Here is a 23,396-nt window from a genome sequence, read left to right as displayed (position 1 = left end):
AGCTTAAACATTACCTGTGTTTGAATCAAACTATCACTAATTTGATTCGTGCTGTTGTTTCCAATCTTTCAAAGAACTTCGCTAATTACTTAGCTTATTGTAAATGTAAGAGATCCGATCCCTGTGCCCTTCAGGCGTACATTTTCAGTATTTCAATCCGATAATCGCTTTTCGTTTATCGCCCCGTTATCGTTGGGGTTGCAAAGGTAATCAACTTTTTATTTCTTCCAAATTTTTTTCAAAATTTTTCTGAATTTATTTTTCACTTCCGGTCTCTTCAAACGCTGCACTGGCAATACATCTGATGGACTATTCAACGGGTGAAAACGGGAACCGATACCCTATCGTAAAGAACTTTAAAATCCGGCACTTTCATTGAACCGGGCTGCAAAGGTACGCGGATTTTCCAATCTGCCAACTTTTTCTTTTCCCCCAAAAAATAAAAATGCCAAAACCCTTTACAGTAAAGCGTTTTGGCAGCATATTTTTTTTCGCTTCTATGGGAAAACCGGGGCCAATAACCCCTCCGGATACCGCACTTTCATCAGGAACAAACCCTGCCCCGGCACCGCGAAATCCGCATTGGTACAATCCCTGCTCTCTATCGCCTGCCTGAACTGCTCCATGGTCAGCTTCCCGCGGCCCACGCGCAACATAGTACCAACAAGGCCCCGCACCATTCCGCGCAGAAAACGGTTCGCAGTAACGTGATAGACTAAACGCTCCGCGCCAATATCCCAACGGGACTCCGCTATCTTACAGATGAAAGTCTTTACCTGCGTATTGCGCTTGGAGAAAGTAGAAAAGTCGCTGTACTCCATAAGCACCGCCGCTGCCTCCTGCAAAGCGCCCGCATCCAGCTTGTAAGGGAAAAAGTACCCCCTGTCCTGCATGAACGGGTCCTTGTGGGTGTACAACGTGTATTCGTACGACCTGCTCAGGGCGTCGAAGCGGCTATGCGCCGTTTCCGGCGTTTCGTAAATCTGCCGCAACACCACATCCGCCGGCAAAATAGCGTTGATCTTATAGAGGAACTGAGGATGCAAAGGCAGGTCCGTATCAAAATGCAGGAAGTTCTGCTGCGCATTCACGCCGGCATCCGTTCTGCTGCTGCCCGTAGTAACAACCGGCGCCCGGAACAAAATGCTCAATGCCCGGTCGATCTCCGACTGTACGGTATGGGAATTCTCCTGCACCTGGAAGCCGCTGTAGGCGGCCCCCTTGTATGCTACCTCAATAAAATACCTTTTCATATGGCGCGAAGGTAATACGAAACAGGGATAATATTAAAAGCCGCAAACGCCGCCAGGGCGCTTCATTACTTATGCAGCATGGCCTTGAAACGGCCCTTATAATAGTTGTCCGTCAATACAGATTCCAGGGAGCCGTACTTCTCGGTATCGTAAGTTTTACTGTAAGCCATATCCAGCAAGCGATAGCGGGCATCTTCCCCCACTACCAGCTGGGCCAGCGTTTTCACCTGGGCGGTTTCCATACAGTAATTACGGGTTTGCCTGCGGAACACGTCCAGCATACCATCGTCCGTACTGGAACTCACAAACTTGCGCAGCAGCTTTTTGAAAGTCCCGTCGTCCATGATATTGCCGCAGTCCGTATTGATCAGGCGCTTGCTGGCAGCCGGCTTATCCTCTTCATTTTCCGCTATGGTTTCAGTTCTTTTTTTTCTTTTGGGGGAAGAAACCGGCGCTGCGGCTGCTTCAGTGGCATCGGCCGCCGCTACAGGAGTGGCGTCATCAGCGGTGGCGTTTCTACGCCGTTTCTTTTTCGCAGCGGTTTCTTCTGACTGCTCGTATATGGCTACGCCGTAACCGCTGGTATCAGTAACGATCTCGCCTGTACGAACTTCTTTCTCTTCCTTTCTTCTTTTTTTCCGGGGAGTGGAGGGCTCTTCCACTGCCGCAGGCACTTCGGCCGGGGCGGTGGCGGCGGCTGCCGGCTTCCCTTCCTCCTGGAAGTCTATGAAATCAGGGCTATTCTCTTTCTTGCGTTTATGACGGTTCCGCCTTTCTTCGGCGGCGTCAGCGGCTTTCGCTACATCCGCCGCTGCGGCTTCGCTGGCGGCAGTGCGGCTCTCCTCGGCCATTACCTGGGCCAGGATGGCTTTTTCCTCGTCCGTCAGCGGGGCGCGTTCCAGTTTTTCCTGCACTTCCTTCATCGGCTTTTTCACAGTAGCCTTTGGCGGAGCCGGCGCTTCTTCCACCACCTCTTCCCTGTCATCTCCGCTTACCACCACCTTATCCAATGCGGAGGCAAAACTGTTCCCGTTTTTGGCGGGCTTTTTAGGGCCGGTAATGGTAGCGCTGCTGCCGAGGGCATTCTCCAGGTCCCCCTGCATTTTGGTCAGGGTTTCCTTAGCGGTATCGGTAACTTCCGCTACTTCCTGCTCCGCTTCCTGCCTGGTTTCGCCGGCGGCGAGCAACAGGTTATCGGACTTCAGTTCCCGGAAAGTTTGCAGGTTATACAGCGTATAAGCATTGGCAGTGGCCTTCTTCAGGAGGAACCCCTGGTCCTTCGCACCCACCTTGAGGTCGAAATGCTGTTCAGGCGCTTCGTTCTTCGGAAATCCCACGGTGATGGGGGTGGTGCCGTTACTGAGCTTTGGGAGGATCAGGTAACCCCGCTCGGAAGAACTGAGTACCTGGCCATTATGTTTCACGTAAAAAGGCTGACCCTTTTCACTCTGGATATACACATAGTAATGCTGCCGCTGTTCGTTCTGTGCCCGCAAAGCGATACCGAACAACAGGCAGATACACATGGATATGACTGTCCTGTAATTAAAAAGCATACTTATTTGATGGTATAAAATCTCTCCTGAACAAATATTATTCCAGTACGATCAGTACTTCCCCCTTTTCCACTGCGGTACGCTCTGAAACTTTGATTTCCCTGACGATGGCATCAGCGGCAGCTTTGAAGACATTCTCCATTTTCATTGCTTCCAGTATTAATACCGGATCTCCTTTCCTGATTGCCTGACCTGGTTCTACGAGTACTTTCAATACCAGTCCCGGCATGGGGGCTTTGATGTCATTTACCTTTTTAGCCATGGCATCTTTGATACCCATGGCGGCCAGCAGCTGATCTATTGGTTCTTCTATGGTTACTTCGTACTGCTGCTGATTTATTTGCAATAATACGGTTTTTGCCTCTTTATCCACCTTAATTACCTGGGCCTGGTAACTAAAGCCGTCCATAATAACGCTGTAATCGCCACCGGGCAGCGCTACGGCGGACCAATCCACCGGTTGTCCGTCTACGGTGATTTCCTGCTCTTTATTGACGGTAAAAGCGCTTTTACCATTCACTATTGCTTTGATCATGATAATTCTGTTTTAGGCCCTATCTTAAACAAAAATAGCATTTTTAACCACTTACCTCGTTATTCACCCATTTGTTTAAATTTGACCCTCTTTACTGAAAAGTAAACCGGATATTCACACAAAACTTTATTGCATGATTCAACATTTGAAGGTGTCTGCCCTTGGACTGCTGCTCGGCGGAGCGGCCTGCCTGGGATATGGCCCGCAGGCCAGCGCCCAGTCAGCCCAATTAACCCCTGAAGATTCCCTGTTAAAAATCTATCGCGCCTCCGCTACCAAAATTAACGACCTGGTACATACCAAACTGGATGTGAGCTTTGACTATGCCAAATGCTATCTCTATGGAAAAGCATGGATTACCCTCAAACCGCATTTTTACAGTACGGACTCCCTCACCCTCGATGCCAAAGGCATGGATATCAAGGAAGTAGCGCTGGTGCAAAATGGTAAAAACCTGCCTTTAAAATATTCCTACGACCATATGCAACTGCATATTGGCCTGAATAAAACCTACACCGCCAACGAAAAATACACGGTGTTTATCAGCTATACGGCCAAGCCCAATGAGCTGAAAGTAAAGGGCAGCGCCGCCATTTCCGACGCCAAAGGCCTGTACTTCATCAATCCTGACGGTAAGGACCCTAACAAACCTATCCAGATTTGGACGCAGGGCGAAACGGAAAGCTCCTCCGTATGGTTCCCTACCATCGATAAAACGAACCAGAAAACCACCCAGGAGATCAGCATGACGGTGGATAAAAAGTACGTGACACTCTCCAACGGCAAGCTCGTCAGCCAGAAACAAAACGCCAACGGCACCCGTACTGATACGTGGAAAATGGACCTCCCCCACTCCCCTTACCTGTTTATGATGGCCGTAGGCGACTATGCCGTGGTTAAAGATTCCTGGAAAGGCAAGGAAGTGAGCTACTATGTGGAAAAGCCATTTGAAAAATACGCCAGGAATATTTTTGGCAATACGCCGGAAATGCTTTCCTTCTATTCCAACATCCTGGACTACGAATACCCATGGGTGAAATACTCCCAGATTACCGGCCGGGACTACGTTTCAGGCGCCATGGAAAACACCACGGCTACCCTGCACGGGGAATTCCTGCAGAAAACCGACCGGGAGCTGCTCGATAATAACAACTACAATGAGAACGTGATTGCCCATGAGCTGTTTCACCATTGGTTCGGGGACCTGGTGACTGCCGAATCCTGGAGCAACCTCACCGTCAACGAATCCTTCGCGGATTACAGCGAATACCTCTGGCTGGAACACAAGTACGGCAAGGACGCTGCTGATGAGCACCTGCTCGACAACGGCAACCAGTACATGCAAATGGTACAATACAGCGGCGATAAACACCTCGTACGCTTCCACTATGTGGATAAGGAAGATATGTTTGACCAGATCACCTACCAGAAAGGTGGCTGCATCCTGCATATGCTGCGCAACGCCGTGGGCGACTCCGCCTTCTTCAAGTCCCTCAACCTCTACCTGAAAACCTATGCCTTCAAATCCACAGAAGCGCACCAGCTGCGCCTGGCAGTGGAAGAAGTTACCGGCCGGGATATGAACTGGTTCTTCAACCAGTGGTATTTCGGGCAAGGCATGCCACAGCTGGACATCAGCTATAAATATGCGCCGGGCAAGGTAACGGTGGTTTTGCAGCAAATCCAGAAAGACGAGAAGGTATGGCAGCTGCCTATGGCGATCGACATTTATGCCGGCGGTAAGAAAACGCGCCACGAGGTATTTATGCAAAACCGTATCGACTCCTTTACCTTCAACGTAAGCAGCAAACCGGACCTCGTGAACGTGGATGCGGATAAGGTACTGCTCGCGAAGAAGGACGATCACCGCGATTTCAGCACCTACGCCTACCAGTATGCCCATGCGGGTAACTATATGGACAGGCGCCTGGCAATCGAAGAGGCGGTGGACTTGCAATCCGGCAACCCCGAAGCGCTGAAAGTATTGCAGGCTGCCCTGAAAGACAAATATCACGGCCTGCGCGTACTGGCCATCGAAGGGTTGAAGTATAACAACGAAGCTATCAGATCCGCCACCATCAAGGAAGTGGAGAACATTGCAAAAACAGATAAAAACGCCCTTGCAAGGGCTGCGGCCATCAAAAAGCTGGGCTCCCTGAAGGATCAGCAATACCTGCCACTGTTTGAAGCCGCCATCAAAGATCCGTCCTACGGGGTGGAAGGCGCAGCGCTGGAAGCGCTCGGACAGCTGGATACTGAAAAAGCTTACCAGGCGGCCAAAACCCTGCAGCACGATGCCAAAGGCAAGCTGGTGAACGCCATCACCCTGCTTTTTGCGCAGAAAGGCAATGTGGATGACCTGGAATTCATCGCCAGAAAATTTGAAGAAACCGGCGGCCAGGACAAGCTGAACGCGGCTTTCGATTACCTCGGCTTCCTCTCCAAAATCAACAACACGCCGGCGGTAACCAAAGGAGTAGACCAGGTGCAGGCGATGACCGAGCAGTTTAAAAATGCGCAGGTGAATAAATACATCTCCAACTGGCTGGAAGAGATTGCCCAGGCGAAGAGCCAGGCTGCCATCCGGGCTACCGGCGCGGATAAGGAGGCGCTGCAACAACAGGCTGCTTATATGAGGGAAAAAGCGAAAGTGATTAAAGAAAGTAAAGGCGAGTAGTCGTTTACGTTATAGCATACAAGTAAAAGCAAGCGGATGTACACCGCTTGCTTTTTTTATTATTTGTCGATCGCTACCAGCCGCTTCAGGGTTTTACTCCAGCGCCAGGGGCTTGTTTTGAGCCGCACTCCGCCCAGCCACCGGTGTTCCATGGAGGTGTAGTCAATATAATTTTCTTCGTTTTCCAGTACTTCAATGCCCAGGGAGGTGATGCGCAGCATCTGGTCGTCCTGCTCCAACACGCCCGCCCGGCTCATGCGGTTGATCATGATATCCAGCTGGAAATCCCCAAAGCCGTAGATGGGCATGGTATCCCAGAATAATTTATAGAGGTCGTACCAGCGGTAGCTACCCATGGCCAGCCGTTGCAGGAAAAACTCCTGGATGATATTGAGGCCGTTATCCGTATTGGGGAACCTTGGTAAATGCGCTGCTATAGCGGCGCTGAGGTGTTTGAGGTTACCTGTGTTCATGCGGGCAAAGAGTTCCAGCGCCTGCGGCGTATCAAGGCAGAAGGCGTCCCAGGCGTCGTCGGCCATTTCGAGGTCGGCCGGGGTAAGCTGTACCCGGGTCTCCATGTAATGATCGAATGCGGACAAGTCCGGATGCCGGGGAAAGTCCACCAGGGAAATGGGGGGTAACTCTTTGAACCTGGTCCTGATGAGGTGGATAATGAAGAGGAGGTTAAACTGGCAGAAGACGTCGTGGTCGAACCAGAGGAGGATTTCAGATGGGGAGGAACCGGAGGGTTTGAGTTTCTCCAGTTCCTGCACCACCTGTGTATGGTAAGACTGTTTATCGATACCGTAGTGAAATTCGAGGTGTTTGGCTCTGCTTTCGAAGAATTCTTCGGGGTCTTTGGTGTACTTCACTTTTCCTTCGCACATTACTTCCCTGCAAACGACGGGTTCACCGGGCAGCTTACTTTGCCGGAACAAGGTAAGCGAAGCATCTCCATTCAAGACGTGCAGGTAAGACGACATAATTCATGTGATTTAATGGTAGATTACCAGCTGCCACTGGCGCCGCCGCCGCCTCCTGAGCCTCCTCCGAAGCCGCCGAAGCCGCCGCCTCCGCCACCACCGGACCAGCCGCCACCGCCGCCGCCGAAGCCTCCCATACCACCAATCACCGGCCATATCCAGCCTCCTCTGCGGTTGTAGGTTGTACCGCGACCGCCGCCACCCGATCCGCCGCCGCCTCTTCCGAGGAAGGAGATGATCAGGATGATGAGGATAATGATGATAAAGAGCACGCCAGGGCTTATACCTGGCTCACTGTTACGGGGGTCGGCTTTATATTCACCCTTCATCGCCTTGAAGATGCTGGTAGTCGCATCATCGAGGCCCTGGTAGTAGTGACCTTCACGGAAAGCAGGCTTGATGTCCTGGCTGATAATCTGATTAGCTAATGCATCAGGAAGCGCCCCTTCAGCTCCATATCCGGTTTCGATCCTGATCTTTCTGTCATTTACAGCAACAAGTATCAATATCCCATTGTTCTTGCCTTTGGTACCAATTCCCCAATCGCGGAGAATTTTCAATGACACCTGGCTGATATCGTATTCCCCCACAGATTTAATGATAACTACAGCGATCTGGGTGGAAGTACTATCGTTATATGCCACCAATTTGCGTTCCAAAGCGTCGTCTTCTTCGCGGAGGAGTACGCCTGCGAAGTCGTTCACCAGGGTGGGAGGATTGGGTCTGGGTGGGATATTCTGCGCATTGGCCAGCAGTCCCGTCAACAGTAAGAGTCCCGGTAGGAACCAACGTAATATCCTCATTGTATATAGCTAAAAACGTTTTAAAAGCGTGGACCCAGGCTATTTGCCGAAAACGATGTCGTCCGGCAGCTCGTTGCCGTCGCCGGCTTCATGCGGGAAGTGCGTACGGAGGGACTCTCCGATTTCGCGGATACATTCTTCGATACCTTCGATGATTTGTGCGTCTTTGAAGTGTTTCAGGAGGAGGTTGGCTTCTTTTACCCAGAAGTCGTTTCCTACCTTATCGTGAATTCCCTGATCCCCGAGGATGGCAAACTGCCTGTCTTTGATGGCCACGTATAACAATACGCCATTGCGCTGTTTGGTTTTTTCCATGCCGAGCGACAGGAATGCTTCCCGGGCGCGGTCCATGGGGTCCACGTATTGGCAATGGCTTTCTACAAAAAGTCTGATTTCTCCGGAGGTGAGTCTTTCCGCCACCCGGATTGCCTGCACAAGTCTGTTCTTCTCCGACTCTGAAAAAATTTCTTTTCGTTTAAAAGGGAAAATCCGCATTGATGGAAGGATTTATCGGAGAGATTGTCCCCGCTTTGGGGCGGGGACTTCTCAATTCTGTAAATATTAGAACTGAACTTTCGGTGCATCTTTGGCGCCTTCGTCGGCGGTGAAGTACCCTTTAGCCTTAAAACCGGTGATACCGGCCACGAGGTTGTTCGGGAAGGTACGGATGGCGCTGTTGTAACCGTTTACGGCGTCGTTGAAGTCGTTACGGGCTACGTTGATCCTGTTTTCAGTGCCTTCCAGCTGCACCTGCAGGTCCCGGAAGTTCTGGTTGGCTTTCAGGTCAGGATACGCTTCTGACACGGCGAGCAGGCGGCCTAAAGCCTGGGACAGCTGGCCCTGGGCGGCCTGGTACTGCTGAATTTTTTCAGGAGACAGATCGTCCACGTTTACGTTTACACGGGTAGCGCTGGCGCGGGCTTCCATTACTTTGGTCAGCGTTTCTGTTTCAAAGTTGGCGGCGCCCTTCACGGTGGCTACCAGGTTCGGGATCAGGTCCGCACGGCGCTGGTAAGCGCTTTGTACAGCACCCCATTTATTTTTCACATTTTCATCCTGCTTAACCATTCCGTTGTATTTACCACAACCGAACATTACCAAAAGTGCAAGTACAATAAGTACAATAATACCTGTTCTCATCTGAGTTAGAATTTAATTGTTTATAGGTTTGCCGGACTCTGTGCAAAACTTATTCCCGTTTTGCCTGAGGCCGGTGTAAGTAGTTAATTCTCCGGTAAAAGCTGCAAAAATGGCGGTGAACGTCAAAAAACAGCCGGTACCCGGATGAAGGTAAAGAAAGTTACTAAAAGACTAACGGAAAGCGAAACGATAAATTTTAAAAAAAGTTCATCCATTGATTGAAAATTTCATGTCAAAACAGTATGTTTATACGTACCTTTACACCGCGGTGTGACTGTTAAAACGGCAGAGTCGCCGCAATAATGAATGGGACAGAGTCGATTACTACATCGTTTTTTACGTTTCATTGTTTCTAACTCATTTATTATTACTAACTTGGATCTAAGTCTTCTTAAATGAGTGCGCCACACATTACCATACTCTATATCGATGATGAAGTTCACAACCTGAATGCGTTCAAAGCCTCCTTCAGGCGGCTCTATAATGTGTTTACGGCTACTTCCGCCGAAGAAGCGGAGAAGTTGTTGCAGGAGCATGAATTTCACATCATCATTTCCGATCAGCGCATGCCCAAAATGACCGGAATTGAATTTTTCGAGTCTATTCTGGAACGTTACCCTGAACCAATCCGTATGCTGCTCACCGGCTACGCGGATATTAACGCTGTAGTAGACGCTATCAACAAAGGGCAGGTCTACAAGTACTTCTCCAAACCCTGGAACGAAGAGGAGCTGAAACACAACATTGAAAAAGCATACGAAGTGTACTCCCTCCGTAAGGAAAATAAAGAGCTGACAGCCAAGCTGCTGGATGTAAATGAAAAGCTCGAGTTCCTCGTACGGCAGAAATTAATCTCCTGACCGGATTTTCAGCGATGTAACCAAAATCCTTAACTTGCACCCTTTGTGAAACTTAACTTCCTCAATCATGCAAGTTTGGAAAGATTACCAGGCACAGAATAAAGACCGATTCCTGGACGAATTGCTGGCATTGTTGCGCATTCCTTCCGTGAGTGCTGATTCCCGCTTTAATAAAGACGTTCAGCGTTGTGCTGAAGAAGTGAAACAACGCCTTGTAGAAGCAGGCGCTGATAATGTGGAGGTATGCCCTACCGCCGGACATCCGATTGTATATGGCGAAAAAATCATTGATCCTTCCCTCCCTACCGTATTGGTTTATGGGCACTACGACGTGCAGCCGGCAGACCCGCTGGAGCTCTGGCACAGTGGCCCGTTTGAGCCGGTAATCAAAGATGGTAACATCTATGCCCGCGGCAGTGCAGACGATAAAGGGCAGTTTTACATGCATGTAAAAGCCTTTGAAACCATGCAGAAAACCAACACCATCCCCTGCAATATCAAGTTTATGATTGAGGGAGAAGAAGAAGTGGGCTCTGCGAACCTTGGCATCTTCCTGAAAGAAAATAAAGAAAGGCTGAAAGCCGATGTAGTGTTGATTTCTGATACTTCCATGATCAGCCTGGAGGATCCGAGCATTGATACCGGCCTCCGTGGACTGGCATACATGGAAGTGGAAGTGACTGGCCCTAACCGTGACCTGCACAGCGGCGTGTACGGCGGCGCAGTGGCCAACCCGGCTACCATCCTGGCGAAAATGATTGCCAGCCTGCACGACGAAAACAATCACATCACCATCCCCGGCTTCTATGATAAAGTGCAGGAGCTGTCCGCGGAAGACAGGGCTGCCCTCAACGCGGCGCCGTTTGACGAGGAAGCGTATAAAAAAGACCTGGGTATCAACGACGTCTGGGGCGAAAAAGGATATACCACCATCGAAAGAACCGGTATCCGTCCTACCCTGGAAGTAAACGGCATCTGGGGCGGCTACACCGGCGAAGGCTCCAAAACTGTATTGCCTTCCAAAGCTTTTGCGAAAATCAGTATGCGCCTGGTGCCTGACCAGGACTGGCATGAGATATCCGACCTGTTTACCAAACACTTCGAAGCAATTGCCCCTAAGAGCGTCACCGTAAAAGTAACCAAACACCACGGCGGCAGCCCTTATGTAACGCCAACGGACTCCGTAGCGTTCAAAGCGGCGCAGCAAGCCATCAACGCCACCTTCGGCAAAGAGCCGATCCCGGTGCGCGGCGGCGGCAGTATTCCTATCGTAGCGCTGTTTGAGTCCGTACTCGGACTGAAAACCGTGCTGATGGGCTTTGGTCTGGACAGCGACAACCTGCACTCTCCTAACGAGAAATATGGGCTGGCTAACTTCTACAAAGGGATCGAAACCATCCCTTACTTCCACAAGTACTTTGCGGAACTGAGCAAGTAGCCTCTCCCGACTTTTTTAGCGTTGGTCCGGTCCGCCCCATGGCAGATCGGACCATTCTGTTTAAATTCACACTATGAGTACCAACGAAAAAATCAGAGTAGACAAATATCTGTGGGCCATCCGGGTATTCAAAACCCGTAGCCAGGCCGCAGATGCATGCGATGGCGGTAAGGTAAAAATGAACGGCAGCACCGTAAAAGCCGCCAAACACGTATCCATCGGCGATAAATTCGAGATCAGGGCCGAAACCCGCAAGTGGGTGATCGAAGTTACCGGCCTGATTTCCAACAGGGTAGCGTATAGCGAAGCAGTTAAATACTATGTGGATAACACCCCTGACGAGGATAAAATGGCCGCCAGCTACATGCCCAGCGTATTCCAAACAGGTAAGCGCCAAAGTAAGATCGGCCGCCCTACCAAAAAAGAGCGCCGGGAACTGGACGATTTCATGGGCGGGTCCGAGGATTAAACCCCTTAAAAGCCACCCCAACCCCTTACTTTACAGAAAATTAAAAATTCTCGCATTTGCGTAGTAATTTTGCCAACTAATTCATAAATCCAAGGATCAAAATGCCTAAACAAAGTGACGTGCTCACCGCCGATTACCTGGTGAAAGTAGCAGAAGAATTTGGTACCCCGGTGTACATCTACCATGCGGAAAAGATCAAAACACAGTACGAAAAGCTGCAGAAGGCTTTTCAGAAGTCTGACACCCGTTTCTTCTACGCTTGTAAGGCATTGACCAACATCAACATCCTGAAGTACATCAACTCCCTGGGCTGCGGGCTGGATACCGTGTCCATCCAGGAGGTACAGCTGGGGTTAAAAGCCGGTTTCGATCCTAAGAATATCATTTTCACACCAAACTGTGTGGACCTGCAGGAGATTATTGCAGCAAAACAGCTGGGTGTTATTATCAATATCGATAATATATCCATCCTGGAGCAGTTTGGCAACCAGTTCGGGGACAGCTACCCTATCTGCATACGCCTGAACCCTCATATTATGGCTGGGGGCAACTTTAAAATTTCCACAGGCCACGTAGACAGTAAGTTTGGCATCTCCATACACCAAATGCGCCACATAGAACGCATCGTAAAATCTACGAAATTGAAAGTGACCGGCCTGCACATGCATACCGGCTCCGAGATCAAAGACGTAGACGTTTTCCTCCGCGGGGTGGAAATCATGTTCGAAATGGCCGAACACTTCCCGGATCTGCAATCCATCGACCTGGGCAGTGGCTTCAAAGTAGCTTACCAGCAAGGCGACCCTGAAACGGACATCGACCTGCTCGGTAAAAAACTGACCGAAGCTTTCAATAAATTCAGCGCTAAGCACGAACGCCCGCTGCAGCTCTGGTTTGAGCCAGGTAAGTTTCTGGTAAGCCAGTGCGGTTACTTCGTGGTAAAAGCCAACGTAATCAAACAAACCACCGCTACTGTATTCGTAGGCGTAAACTCAGGCTTCAACCACCTGATCCGCCCTATGTTCTATGATGCTTTCCACCTGATCAGGAATATTTCCAATCCTAAAGGCACGGAAAGAATCTATACCGTGGTAGGTAATATATGCGAAACCGATACTTTTGGTTGGGATAGGAAAATTAATGAGGTTAGAGAGGGCGATTTCCTGGTATTCTATAATGCCGGCGCCTATGGCTTCGAAATGTCGTCAAACTTTAACTCCCGTCTGAAACCTGCAGAAGTGCTGGTGAAAGACGGTAAAGCGCAGCTCATTCGCAGAAGGGATACCATTGACGATCTGCTTAGAAACCAGATCGAACTAGCATAAGCAAAAAAAGACAGCAGGCTGTTATCACAGATTTGTAAGATAATGGCCTGCTATCCTTTGAAAGTACAATATTCCCCTTCCCCGCTCGTCTTCATTACTATCCTTCCCCCTGAACTAACCACCTTCACTGTTTATCTGTTATGAATTATTAATTGGCTGGCATGAACCAAGAGATATGGTTCATAATATACATATATATGAAAGTTTTAACTGCACACCAGAATCTGTTTGAAGAGGATAAGGTAATACAATCACATATTTCGTTTGCCCCTTTTCTACGCTTTCTGAAGGATAAGGTAGAAAGAGAACATGACGGCCGGACCGGCTTTTATCAATATATACTGGATCGATTCAACGCAAAACCGGAACTGCTCAAACCGATACCGGACAATGTAAGCCTGGAACCCTACCGGGAATACCTGGACCTTGTCATCGCCTCCATTTTCCCCGTAACGGTAGATACCAAAAAGGATATCTACGGCATCAGCGTGCCCTTCAAATTCGCCATCTTCTATTATTCGGAGATGTTCAAACGCCTGTTTACCCAGGAAGACGACTTGCTGGCCACCGTTCCCCAGGGGATCAGCATCAACCGGGTAAAGCGGGATAAAAAATTATGGCTGTATAAACTGATACTCGACAGGCATTATCATTTCCCTATCGGCTATCAGAACGATATTATTCATACCCTGGACACCCCTGACGGCGTACGCAAACAGGTGAAAGTCAATATCGATGCACGTTTTGTGGATGTGCGCGTAAAAGGGAAACTGCCGGAGCTGGATTACAATAGTTTTTGTACCAGGCAGATGTCTATCGACACCCTGGAAACCCTGCTCCCCCTGGATAATTTTGCCCTGGAGGGTTTTGCCATCTGGACCATTGAAGACGTAACGCAGTCCGAAGCGGTTAATACCATTAAGGGCCTGGTCATGAATATGAATGACCACAACGAAATCGACAGTTACCGTACCCTCGAAAGAATGGTGCCGGCCATCCTCGGCATCTTCGATATCACGGCGCATATGGTACCGTTTCCGAAGGTGAATAACAAGCATGTACTGGAAGACCAGTTTACCCCGGTAGACCCGGTGCTGGGTATTGGCAATAAAAAACAGGAACAACTCCTCTTTTCCCAGATGGTGGAATTCCTGTACAAAAACCCGCAACCCCTGATCATTCCGGAGGTTACAGAGGATAGCGTCGCCAATTACCCCTTCCTCAAATACCTCACGCTTAAAAAGATCAGGAGCTTTGTACTGTTCCCTATCAAGCACAAAAACGAGGTGCTGGGCGTGCTGGAGCTGGCTGCCTCCCGGCCAAACGCCCTCTCAGAGCGGCCGCTGTGGCAACTGCAAAGTATTTACCCATTGCTGGTACTGATGCTAAACCGCAGCATCAGCATCCTGGAAGGCCGCATTAACGAAGTGATCAAGGAACAGTTTACTGCCCTGCAACCTTCCGTAGAATGGAAGTTTGTGGATGCCGCCTGGAAATACCTGCTCACGCCGGAAGAAGAAAGGAAGGATATCGCCAACATCAGCTTCGATGAGGTGTACCCGCTCTATGGCGCGGTGGATATACGTAATTCCTCTATCGAACAGGGCAACGCCATCCGCGAGGATTTACAGGAACAACTGCAGCTGATCGATGAAACGCTTTCCGTTGTTACCAAATCCGTAAAGCTCAACCTGCTGGAAGAACTGCAGTTCAAAACCAGGGATATCCTGCAAAACCTGCACGAAAGCCTTGCTGCCGGCGAAGATGTAAAGATCAACGAATTCATTGACCAGGAAATCCAACCGGTGCTGGAACACCTCTGCAGCAACAACGAGGAGCTGCGCCCCGTACTGGATCACTACTATTCGAAGATTGACAAGAAGGAAGGCCACGTATATCACCACAGGCGGGAATATGAAGAGAGTCTGGCGCAGGTGAATACTGCCATCAATCAGTACCTGGAAAAAGAAAGACAATACATCCAGCAGTCTTTTCCCTGCTATTTTGAAAAATACCGTACTGACGGTGTCGAATACACGATCTACATCGGCCAGTCCATTGCACAGGAGAAGAAATTTGACCAGTTATACCTGCGTAACCTGCGCCTCTGGCAGCTTTCATCGATGGCTACCATTGCGCGGTTAACGCATAAGATGGCGCCCACCCTGAAGAATCCGCTGCAAACCACGCAGATGATCCTCATGCACAGCTCCCCTATTACCATCAGCTTCCGCAACGATGAGCGCAGGTTTGATGTGGAAGGGGCGTACAATATCCGCTATGAAATCATCAAGAAACGGATAGACAAGGTGCATGTGAAGGATTCCGGGGAAAGGCTTACCCAACCTGGTATGATTGCGATCGTATATTCCAACCCGCGGGAAATGGAGGAGTACAAGAAGTATATCAATTTCCTGCAAAGCAAGAATGTACTGTTGCCAGATATGGAGATGCTTGACCTGGAAGAGCTTCAAGGCGTTAGCGGCCTCAAAGCTCTCCGTGTAAAAGTCAATTTGCAGGATTTAGAACTTAAATCCTAAAGTAAAATAAGGAAGGGTTTCTTCTTTGGAGTGGCCGATCACGGCAGTCACAATCAGGGCATTCACCGGCGCAATGTACAAACCGCCGCCGAAGCCATCATGCCAAACCTGTGATTTTTCGCCCGGCGCCCATACCCTGCCTACATCATTAAAGGCCAGCAGGCCCACGCCGGCAGGCAGGAGGAATGTTTTAAGGTCGAAGAGTTTTAAACGTACTTCGGTGTTGTTATATACTCCTGCCTCGCCTGCGAAACGATAGTTGCGGTAGCCGCGCAGGTTGTTGACCCCGCCGATGGAATAAGCCTGGAAGTATTCATAATTCCCCCATACTTTTCCCCCACCAAAACGGGTTACCAGCACGAACCGGTCAGGGTTGTTAAAGCTCAGGTACACGCTCAGGTCCGACTGCAGGGAAGCCAGGTTATTACTAAAATTATTCAGTCCTCCAAAACCACTGAGGGTAGTGGTCCACAATACGCCCCTTGTTGCAATCAGCTTATTGTTCCGCGTATCCAGCTGCGCGATAACTTTACCGCCGGCATATCCCTTATTGTGGTAGATGCTGGCGGAATCCAAATGGTTATTGGTAAAGTCCGTAATAAACCGGCCGTCATTCTCTGTTTTATTGAACTGGTAGTAGGATACTGCCGGACCGTAAGAGAGGGACAGCTTTTCCCCGAAGTTGGTGTGCAGCAGTACATCCGCGCTGTACAGTTCGAACCGCGCCCGGTAATAGCTGATCTTTCCCGGTTTGGATTTATCAAACCCGGTTTCGTTACCGTACCCGAAGAAGTTAATGGTATTATTGGGCGCCTTGGCAGTTACATGGGTGATTAACCCGGTTTTCCCCAATACATCATTCCACTCGCCCATGTAGCGGAAGTTCCAGGCTTTGGTTGCCAGCGCATGGGTGGCTGCAAAAGTATGGCGGGAAGCGAATGGCTCTTTGCGCCAGGACTGGTGCATGTAGGAAGCGCCGAGGCCGAGCAGCAAACCGTCGTCCTTATTGAAGCCTACAGCCAGCATCGGCAGGAACTTATCGTATTTGAAGAACTTGCGGTCATAGGCAATGTTCTCCGGGTTATCGGAGAGCTTCAATGCCTGGCGCCCATGAAGGTTGAAAGTATCTTTTCCGCTCTTCAGGTCGTAAATGCGTATCCGTTTACCACCGGCGGAGGCCGAACTATCTGTATAGCTATCCGCATCACGCCCGCCAATGAAGCGGATGCGTATAGGCGTGCTGTTATTGCCGGTAATCACCCAGCGGTCCTGGCCGCCCATACCATAGACATTCAGCTCTTTGGTAACGGAAGGCACAAAGGTTCTGCTAAAAATGGAATGTTGTACTTCTCCTTTTTTGGATATTTTGGAGATGTTGAGCGCCACAGCGCCATCTTCTTTCCGGTCCAGCTGTATCAGCTCGTCTTTAGCGGTAGCAGGTACATAAACCCGCTTGGAGAGGAAGCGGTAATATTTGAGCATCACCTCTTCCATGCCGCTTCTGCGGGCTTTCAGCGTAGGTAGCATATAAGGGCTCACCAGGTGCTTCACCGTATCCGGGAAGGCATTTACCGCCGCTTCCAGGGTGCTGTCCGTCATTCGTTCGAGGAATTTGCCGATCTGCTTTTTCCATTCCGCTTCATCCAGTTCGTTGAGGAAGGAGCGGTCGAAGTAGCGGGTAGAAAAGTTCCAGCGGTTCAGGTTCTTCGTTTTTGGCCGGAAGCCGGAGAACTGCGGCATCAGGAAAGGCGCAGCCACAATTTTGGAGAGGAAGCCGTTATTGACGAAGAAGGCCTGATCGCGGTCGCGGGGCACGGGATAGTAGTAATCCACGCCTTTGTGTTTTTCCCGGAACCAGCGCCACTGATCGTCATGACGGTCATAGTCCATGATGAAATTATCCAGGAGCCTGGCCCGCAGTACGGATTTCTGATCCACGAGGTAATCGTTATCCGCCTGTATCTTGTCCACCACTTTCAGGGTGTTATAGGTTTTATCTTTTGCGCCGGTCACGGGCTCCCGCTCTTCAAAGAGATACACGTCATTCCCAAAGTCATTCACATAGATGCCCAGGGCCGTATCCTTAGGCAGGTACACAAAGGTCGGGTTGGTATGAGGCACTTTGGCCGCTTCCGCAAGTACGGCCACTGCGAGCGGCGCATAGGGGTTTGCCGCTGAAATCTGGTCCTGTACTACCTCGCGGGCAATAGTTTCGCGCAGCAAAGGAGGAATAGCGACCAGCGGATATTTCTTCAGGGAGCGCATGGCATATTCGACGCCTGCCGTATCGGCCAGGCGCAGGGAGCGGGTTTGCATACCTCCGCCGCGTTGCAGGATAGCGAGCCCGCCGGGCTTGGCGGTGCGGAGGTTCATCACCGGGAAGTTCAGCGGGGCAGCCCATACTTTACGGTAGGTTTCGCCCAGGAGCCAGCGGTGGAAGTTGTTCACCTCTTCGTATTGGGTATCCGCCGGCATGGTAACTACCGCCGGCAGCGTATCCGGCTGGGTAAATTTAATACCGAGGCGGTTGAAATCGGAATAGTGCAGTAAGGTATTGGCAAATGCCGGCTGCGAAAGGTTATCCGCCAGGTAGTACTGGATGGTTACAGAACCGTCGTCCCGTACTTCCAGCACGCTGAAACCATTTTCGCAGGTAGCGTACAGGGATTTACTCCCCTGTTTAACCCGGTTGTTTTTCGCCCCGCTGCCGCTTACCACATAGCTGTTGCCGGCATCTTTGATCAGCTGCAGGGTATGATCGTGGCCGGAAACGAATACGATGGGGCCGTGCTGCCGCATGGCGTCTTCAATGCCTTTCACCATGTCCTTATACATAGGGTGCGGCAAATCCTCCGGGGTGCCGAATACACCGCGGGTGAGCGGGTAGATGGAGCCGATCACCGGAAGGGGCACATAGAGCCAGGGTTTGAGGTCCGTTAACGGGAAAATATGTTGCTTGAGCGTATAATAGCCGCCATGGATGCCGTAGCTCCTGAAAGGATGGTGGGTGGCGAATACGATCAGTTTATTGCGGTTTTTCGCTACGATCTCTGATACCTTCACCAGCACTTCATCTTTTTCCTTGCATTCGCAGTCGTCGTCGGAGCCGGGTTTGTCGTAAGGGAAAAGCCACCATTCACTGTCCATGATAATGAGCGTCACCTCATCGGAAATTTTCACTTCCTCCGGTCCGGGGCAGCCATCCTTGGGAAAGAAGGCGACGTTGGGCAGGTGGAGGGAATCCACATAGCGCTGCTGGTTGCGGATGGTAGCCCAGCCATTGGGCTTACTCTTTTCCCAGTCATGATTGCCGGGAATGATAAAGCCCCGGGCATTGGTGCCTTTTACGAGGTTGATCTGGTAATCGAGTATCTGCCGGGCGGCAGGGTAGGTTTTTGCCAGCGAGTCCGGTAACCCTTTCGGATATACGTTATCTCCCAGGAAAAGTACCGTATTGCGGTTATCCTGCAGGTCGTATTTGCTGCGAACGGCATCGATCACGGGGTTGCGGCCATTTTCATGGAGTTCACCGGCGTCCCCGATGAGAATAATGCGTTGTTTCACCCCGGACTGGCCATAGGTCAGCGCCGGTAACAGGCAGGCTAAAATTAGTGCGTAGAATGCTCTCATTTCTTTTTATAAGTGAATTTGAGAATATTGGCCACTCCGTCGTACCCGCCCTCGTTGGAGATATACATATCCCCGTTGGGTGCAAAGGCCAGGCCTTCGGGTTGGAGGAACAGCCGGTGTCTCAGGTTGTAGGCTTCCTGTACATGACCTTCCAGGTCGGCAATGACGAGCAGCTGATTCACGGAGGCCACGATATACAACCGCTTTTCAATAGGGTGTATGGCGGCGGCGCTGGGTTTAAAAAAGCGCATCTCGTTGCCGGCCAGCCGGGTGATTTCCTGATCGTCTAACCGGTAAACCGGGTCCGATTCAAACGCCATATTGTCCAGCCGGAAGCTGTAAGCGCTGGTAACGCCCAGCTTCTTGTCATCTTCACAATTCTTACAAATGGTTATGATACGGTTTTTGTTCTTGTCGAAATAGGCAGTTTCGAACTCCTTTTTTCCTTTTTTTCCAAACTTGTAATGCACGGAGTACACAGAGTCCGTAAACAGGTTGAAAATGCGGAACAGGCTTCCGTTGCTTTTTAACACAAAAAAGCCGCTGTCTGTTTCACAGAGGTCCTCGTAATCGTCGTTTTTGCCAAACTTCCAGGTAGGATAGGCTTTGGTTGCTTTCACGTCTATTTCGAATATTTTCCCTTCTTCGTCGTTAATAGCAAGGATACGGCGCTCGTCCGGGTAGAGCGCTATACCGGAGATTTCCTGCATAGACTCCCGCACGCGGTAGCGCACCGGCGACCCCAGGTCGTAGCCTGCGGGGGAAGAATAAACTTTCTGCGACCTGTCCGAATAATAGTTACAGGATAGCATAAAAAATAGGAAGAATAGCAGGATTCGTACATCCATAGCGATACTTTATAGCTTAAATTTAACTCAAAAATACAGTAACTTCAGATTGGATTTAATCATCTTAGCATATGCAAAATACTGCCCTCATAGATGCAGCCAGGGATTATATACTGGCAAAATACAGGGACAATCCGCAACCAGCGCTGGTTTACCACAATCTCACCCATACGCAGGGCGTGGTGGATGCCGCTGCTCAAATAGCCGCACATTATCGCCTCCAGGACGATGAATTGACCGCCGTGTACGTAGCCGCCTGGTTCCATGATGAAGGATACCTGGAAGGGGACGGCAGCGCCCATGAGGAAGCAGGAGCCGAAGAAGCAGTTAAATTCCTCCGACAGGAAAACGCACCGGAGCCTTTACAGCAAATGGTAAAAGGCTGTATCCTTGCTACCAAAATGCCTCAGTCTCCCAACAGTTTGATTGAACAAATTGTTTGTGATGCTGATTTATTCCACCTGGGTTCCAAAGAATATGCAGAGCGCAGTAAACTGCTCCGCCACGAGGTGGAAATGGTACGCCATAAAGAAATCGACAAAATAGAATGGCTGAGGAGCAATATCCGCTTCCTTAGCGAACATCATTACTGGACCGACTATGCCAGGACTTTACTGAAACAACAGAAAGACGAGAACATCCGACAAATGCAGAAAAAATTAGACAAGAAACTGGCTGAAGAAGGTTCCGCTGCCGACGCAAATACCACCAGCGCCACCGCGCCGGATGGCGCCACCCCTCACCTCTTCCTGGAAGCCGGTGAGAAGCACAAGGACAAAGACCATAAGAAAAAAGAAAAAGAGGAAAAGGCTAAAAAGCCCGACAGAGGCGTGGAAACCATGTTCCGCATCACGAGCACCAATCATATCCGCCTCAGCTCCATGGCAGACAGCAAGGCGCATATCATGATCTCCGTGAACTCCATCATCCTCTCCATCATGCTGAGCTTATTGATCCGCCGGCTGGAAGATTACCCGAACTTTATCATCCCTTCCCTCCTCTTCGTCATCACCTCCGTTACCACCGTCATATTTGCCGTATTGGCGACACGCCCCAACGTGACCAGCGGTACATTTACCCGGGACGATATTGCCCGCAAGGATGCTAACCTGCTGTTTTTCGGCAACTTCCATAAAATGACGCTGGAAGAATACGAATGGGGTATGAAACAGATGATGAACGATGCGGACTTCCTCTATGGCAGCATGACCAAAGACGTATATCACCTCGGGGTAGTGCTCGGCCATAAATACCGCCTGCTTCGTATATCCTATAACGTATTCATGTTTGGTTTAACACTCTCTGTATTGGCATTCCTGGTGGCTGCCATCTTCTTTCCCGTAAAAGCATAAGTAAATCATGGTTCCTTTGTTTAACCGGGATCTCAGCTGGTTGTCATTTAATTTCAGGGTGCTTACCATGGCGCAGGACCCACAGGTACCCCTATACGAACGCATTAAGTTTTTATCCATCTACTCTTCCAACCTGGATGAATTTTTCAGGGTGAGAATGCCCGCCATCCTGGCTGTGAACAAACTGCTGTGGCAGGAGCCTTTTGCCGGCGGCGATGAATCCGTCAGCGCGGACACGCTCCGGCAGGTGCTAACGGAAATCAACCGCCAGCAGGAAACCTATGGCCGTACACTCGTTACCGGGATACTGCCATTGCTGAAAGAAAAAGGCATTCACCTTTGCTATAACGAGGCATTTACGCCTGCACAGCTGGCGGTAACCCGCGAATACCTCCTGACAACCGTGCTGGCCTATCTGCAACCCGTGTGGCTGCAGGCAGCTTCAAAGAAGTATTTTCCGGAAAACAATGCCCTGTACCTCGCGGTTTCAGCATCTCCCCCGGAAAAACCAGAATTGATCACCTACGTAGTGCTGAATATACCTTCCGTACTGCCAAGGTTTTACCAGCCGCCAAAAGAAAATGACCTGCACCAGATCCTGCTGCTGGATGATATTATCCGTTATCACCTGGAATACATCCTGCCGGGATACACGATCAATGGCGCTTACAGCTTTAAGCTTACCCGCAATGCGGAAATGGACATGGACGAATTCAAAGGCGATATCCTGGAAGAAGTGGAAACGCTCATCCGTAAACGCGAACTGGGCGTGCCTACCCGCTTCCTTTACGACGCTTCCATGCCATTGCCGCTACAACAATACCTCGCCAATATCTTCGATATAAAACCCGAGGAAATGGTGGCCGGGGGCAGGTACCACAACCTGAAGGACCTGGCGGACCTCCCGCTGCCGGCGCCGATACCGGATGCGTTTTATCCTAAATACACGCCGGCGCCAATTCCGGAAGCCGCTGCTACGGATCATATCCTGGACCTGATCCAGCGAAAAGACCTGGTGGTGCACGTGCCATACCAGCGGTATGATTATGTGCTGCGCTTCTTCAACGAAGCCGCCATAGACCCGGATGTACAGGAAATTTACGTTACGCTGTACCGCATTGCATCCAGCTCCCAGATAGCGCAGGCGCTGATTTCCGCCGCCAAAAACGGAAAGCAGGTAACCGTGTTTGTGGAACTGAAAGCGCGCTTTGATGAAGCCAATAACATCCGCTGGTCCAAACGCATGAAGGAAGCCGGCGTAAAGATCGTATATAGCATACCGGGCATGAAAGTACATGCTAAAACCGCGCTGGTAAAGCGTAAGCGGGGATATCAGTACGACTATTCAGGACTGATCGCTACCGGTAATTTCAATGAATCGACCGCGCGTTTCTACGGGGACCATGTGTTGTTCACCTCCCATACCGGCATCACCCGGGAAATGGAACTGCTCTTCATCTACCTGCAGAGCCGCGAGCAACCGGGAGAATACGGGTTTATACAATTCAATCACCTGCTGGTAGCCCAGTTTAATATGGTCAACCGGTTTAGCCAGCTGATAGACCGTGAAATCGCCAACGCCAAAGCCGGCAAGCCGGCAAAGATCACGATCAAGCTGAATAACCTGCAGGAAAAAGGCATGATCGCCAAGCTATATGAGGCCAGCGATGCGGGCATTCAGATAGACCTCATCGTCAGGAGCATCTGCTGCCTGGTACCCTCCCCGAACATACACGTGGTACGGATTGTGGACAGGTACCTGGAACATGCCAGGGTATTCATTTTCCACAATAACGGGGAAGAAGAAGTGTACATCGGCTCCGCCGACTGGATGAACCGCAACCTGCACCGCCGCATTGAGGTATGCGTGCCCGTGTATGACCCGGCCATCCGGCAGCAGCTGAAAGACATAGTGGCCCTGCAACTGGCGGATCCCACCCATGCGCAGGCCAACATTACCGGGTATATTGGGAAAATGCAGTAAATT

The 23,396-nt window shown here is 50.3% G+C and carries 17 protein-coding genes; 8 read left to right on the top strand and 9 right to left on the bottom strand.

The window, feature by feature from the left end; translation table 11 throughout:
- Positions 1-497 precede the first annotated feature (497 nt).
- The 3 genes from truA to BOC67_RS24625 all read right to left on the bottom strand — a co-directional run bounded on the left by truA (position 498) and on the right by BOC67_RS24625 (position 3,344).
- Complete coding sequence (gene truA / locus BOC67_RS24635) at positions 498-1,253, bottom strand: tRNA pseudouridine(38-40) synthase TruA (protein WP_291914795.1); 756 nt, start codon at positions 1,251-1,253, stop codon at positions 498-500.
- A gap of 65 nt (positions 1,254-1,318) precedes the next feature.
- On the bottom strand, positions 1,319-2,809 hold the full coding sequence (locus BOC67_RS24630) for a DUF4476 domain-containing protein (protein ID WP_291914793.1): 1,491 nt from the start codon (positions 2,807-2,809) through the stop codon (positions 1,319-1,321).
- Between the two features lie 37 nt (positions 2,810-2,846).
- Positions 2,847-3,344, bottom strand: a complete 498-nt coding sequence (locus tag BOC67_RS24625) for a biotin/lipoyl-containing protein (protein ID WP_291914791.1) — start codon at positions 3,342-3,344, stop codon at positions 2,847-2,849.
- Positions 3,345-3,477: 133 nt separating this feature from the next.
- Here BOC67_RS24625 and BOC67_RS24620 point away from each other — a divergent pair, with 133 nt between their 5' ends.
- Positions 3,478-6,021: a M1 family metallopeptidase gene (locus BOC67_RS24620; RefSeq protein WP_291914789.1), complete on the top strand. Its 2,544-nt coding sequence runs from the start codon at positions 3,478-3,480 to the stop codon at positions 6,019-6,021.
- Positions 6,022-6,080: 59 nt separating this feature from the next.
- Here the strand turns inward: BOC67_RS24620 and BOC67_RS24615 are convergent, their stop codons facing one another.
- The 4 genes from BOC67_RS24615 to BOC67_RS24600 all read right to left on the bottom strand — a co-directional run bounded on the left by BOC67_RS24615 (position 6,081) and on the right by BOC67_RS24600 (position 8,947).
- Positions 6,081-7,004, bottom strand: coding sequence for a hypothetical protein (locus BOC67_RS24615; protein WP_291914787.1), 924 nt, complete (start codon positions 7,002-7,004; stop codon positions 6,081-6,083).
- Between the two features lie 23 nt (positions 7,005-7,027).
- Complete coding sequence (locus BOC67_RS24610) at positions 7,028-7,807, bottom strand: YgcG family protein (RefSeq protein ID WP_291914785.1); 780 nt, start codon at positions 7,805-7,807, stop codon at positions 7,028-7,030.
- 39 nt (positions 7,808-7,846) lie between these two features.
- Entirely contained in the window at positions 7,847-8,302 is a 456-nt protein-coding gene (locus BOC67_RS24605) for a TPM domain-containing protein (RefSeq protein ID WP_291914783.1), read from the bottom strand.
- 66 nt (positions 8,303-8,368) lie between these two features.
- The gene (locus tag BOC67_RS24600) at positions 8,369-8,947 is read right to left on the bottom strand and encodes a LemA family protein (RefSeq protein ID WP_073083892.1); all 579 of its coding nucleotides are present in this window, start codon (positions 8,945-8,947) and stop codon (positions 8,369-8,371) included.
- A gap of 395 nt (positions 8,948-9,342) precedes the next feature.
- Here BOC67_RS24600 and BOC67_RS24595 point away from each other — a divergent pair, with 395 nt between their 5' ends.
- From BOC67_RS24595 to BOC67_RS24575, 5 genes are all read left to right on the top strand, one after another.
- The gene (locus BOC67_RS24595) at positions 9,343-9,807 is read left to right on the top strand and encodes a response regulator (protein ID WP_291914779.1); all 465 of its coding nucleotides are present in this window, start codon (positions 9,343-9,345) and stop codon (positions 9,805-9,807) included.
- Positions 9,808-9,874: 67 nt separating this feature from the next.
- The gene (locus BOC67_RS24590) at positions 9,875-11,245 is read left to right on the top strand and encodes a dipeptidase (protein ID WP_291914777.1); all 1,371 of its coding nucleotides are present in this window, start codon (positions 9,875-9,877) and stop codon (positions 11,243-11,245) included.
- A 73-nt stretch (positions 11,246-11,318) separates the two neighbouring features.
- Positions 11,319-11,714, top strand: coding sequence for an RNA-binding S4 domain-containing protein (locus BOC67_RS24585; RefSeq protein WP_291914775.1), 396 nt, complete (start codon positions 11,319-11,321; stop codon positions 11,712-11,714).
- 101 nt (positions 11,715-11,815) lie between these two features.
- Positions 11,816-13,039, top strand: a complete 1,224-nt coding sequence (lysA, locus tag BOC67_RS24580) for a diaminopimelate decarboxylase (protein ID WP_291914774.1) — start codon at positions 11,816-11,818, stop codon at positions 13,037-13,039.
- 197 nt (positions 13,040-13,236) lie between these two features.
- Positions 13,237-15,579 carry a GAF domain-containing protein gene (locus BOC67_RS24575; protein ID WP_291914773.1) on the top strand — a complete coding sequence of 781 codons (2,343 nt, stop codon included), beginning with the start codon at positions 13,237-13,239 and terminating at the stop codon, positions 15,577-15,579.
- Here BOC67_RS24575 and BOC67_RS24570 read toward each other — a convergent pair.
- Together BOC67_RS24570 and BOC67_RS24565 are read right to left on the bottom strand one after the other, a co-directional pair.
- Complete coding sequence (locus BOC67_RS24570; RefSeq protein WP_291914771.1) at positions 15,562-19,209, bottom strand: BamA/TamA family outer membrane protein; 3,648 nt, start codon at positions 19,207-19,209, stop codon at positions 15,562-15,564. The genes BOC67_RS24575 and BOC67_RS24570 overlap by 18 nt on opposite strands.
- Entirely contained in the window at positions 19,206-20,057 is an 852-nt protein-coding gene (locus BOC67_RS24565; protein WP_291914769.1) for a hypothetical protein, read from the bottom strand. Before BOC67_RS24565 ends, BOC67_RS24570 begins: the two co-directional genes overlap by 4 nt.
- A gap of 71 nt (positions 20,058-20,128) precedes the next feature.
- On the opposite strand from BOC67_RS24565, the gene BOC67_RS24560 reads away from it, so the two are divergent.
- Positions 20,129-21,409, top strand: a complete 1,281-nt coding sequence (locus tag BOC67_RS24560; protein ID WP_291914767.1) for a Pycsar system effector family protein — start codon at positions 20,129-20,131, stop codon at positions 21,407-21,409.
- Between the two features lie 7 nt (positions 21,410-21,416).
- Positions 21,417-23,393, top strand: coding sequence for a polyphosphate kinase 1 (gene ppk1, locus BOC67_RS24555; protein ID WP_291914765.1), 1,977 nt, complete (start codon positions 21,417-21,419; stop codon positions 23,391-23,393).
- The last annotated feature ends 3 nt before the right edge of the window (positions 23,394-23,396 follow it).

Origin of the sequence: Chitinophaga sp. CB10 (genome assembly GCA_001870995.2) — a bacterium.
In the GTDB taxonomy this organism is placed as follows: domain Bacteria; phylum Bacteroidota; class Bacteroidia; order Chitinophagales; family Chitinophagaceae; genus Chitinophaga.
The sequence above is the reverse complement of the archived record's forward strand: the minus strand, read 5'-3'. Positions and strand labels throughout refer to the sequence as shown.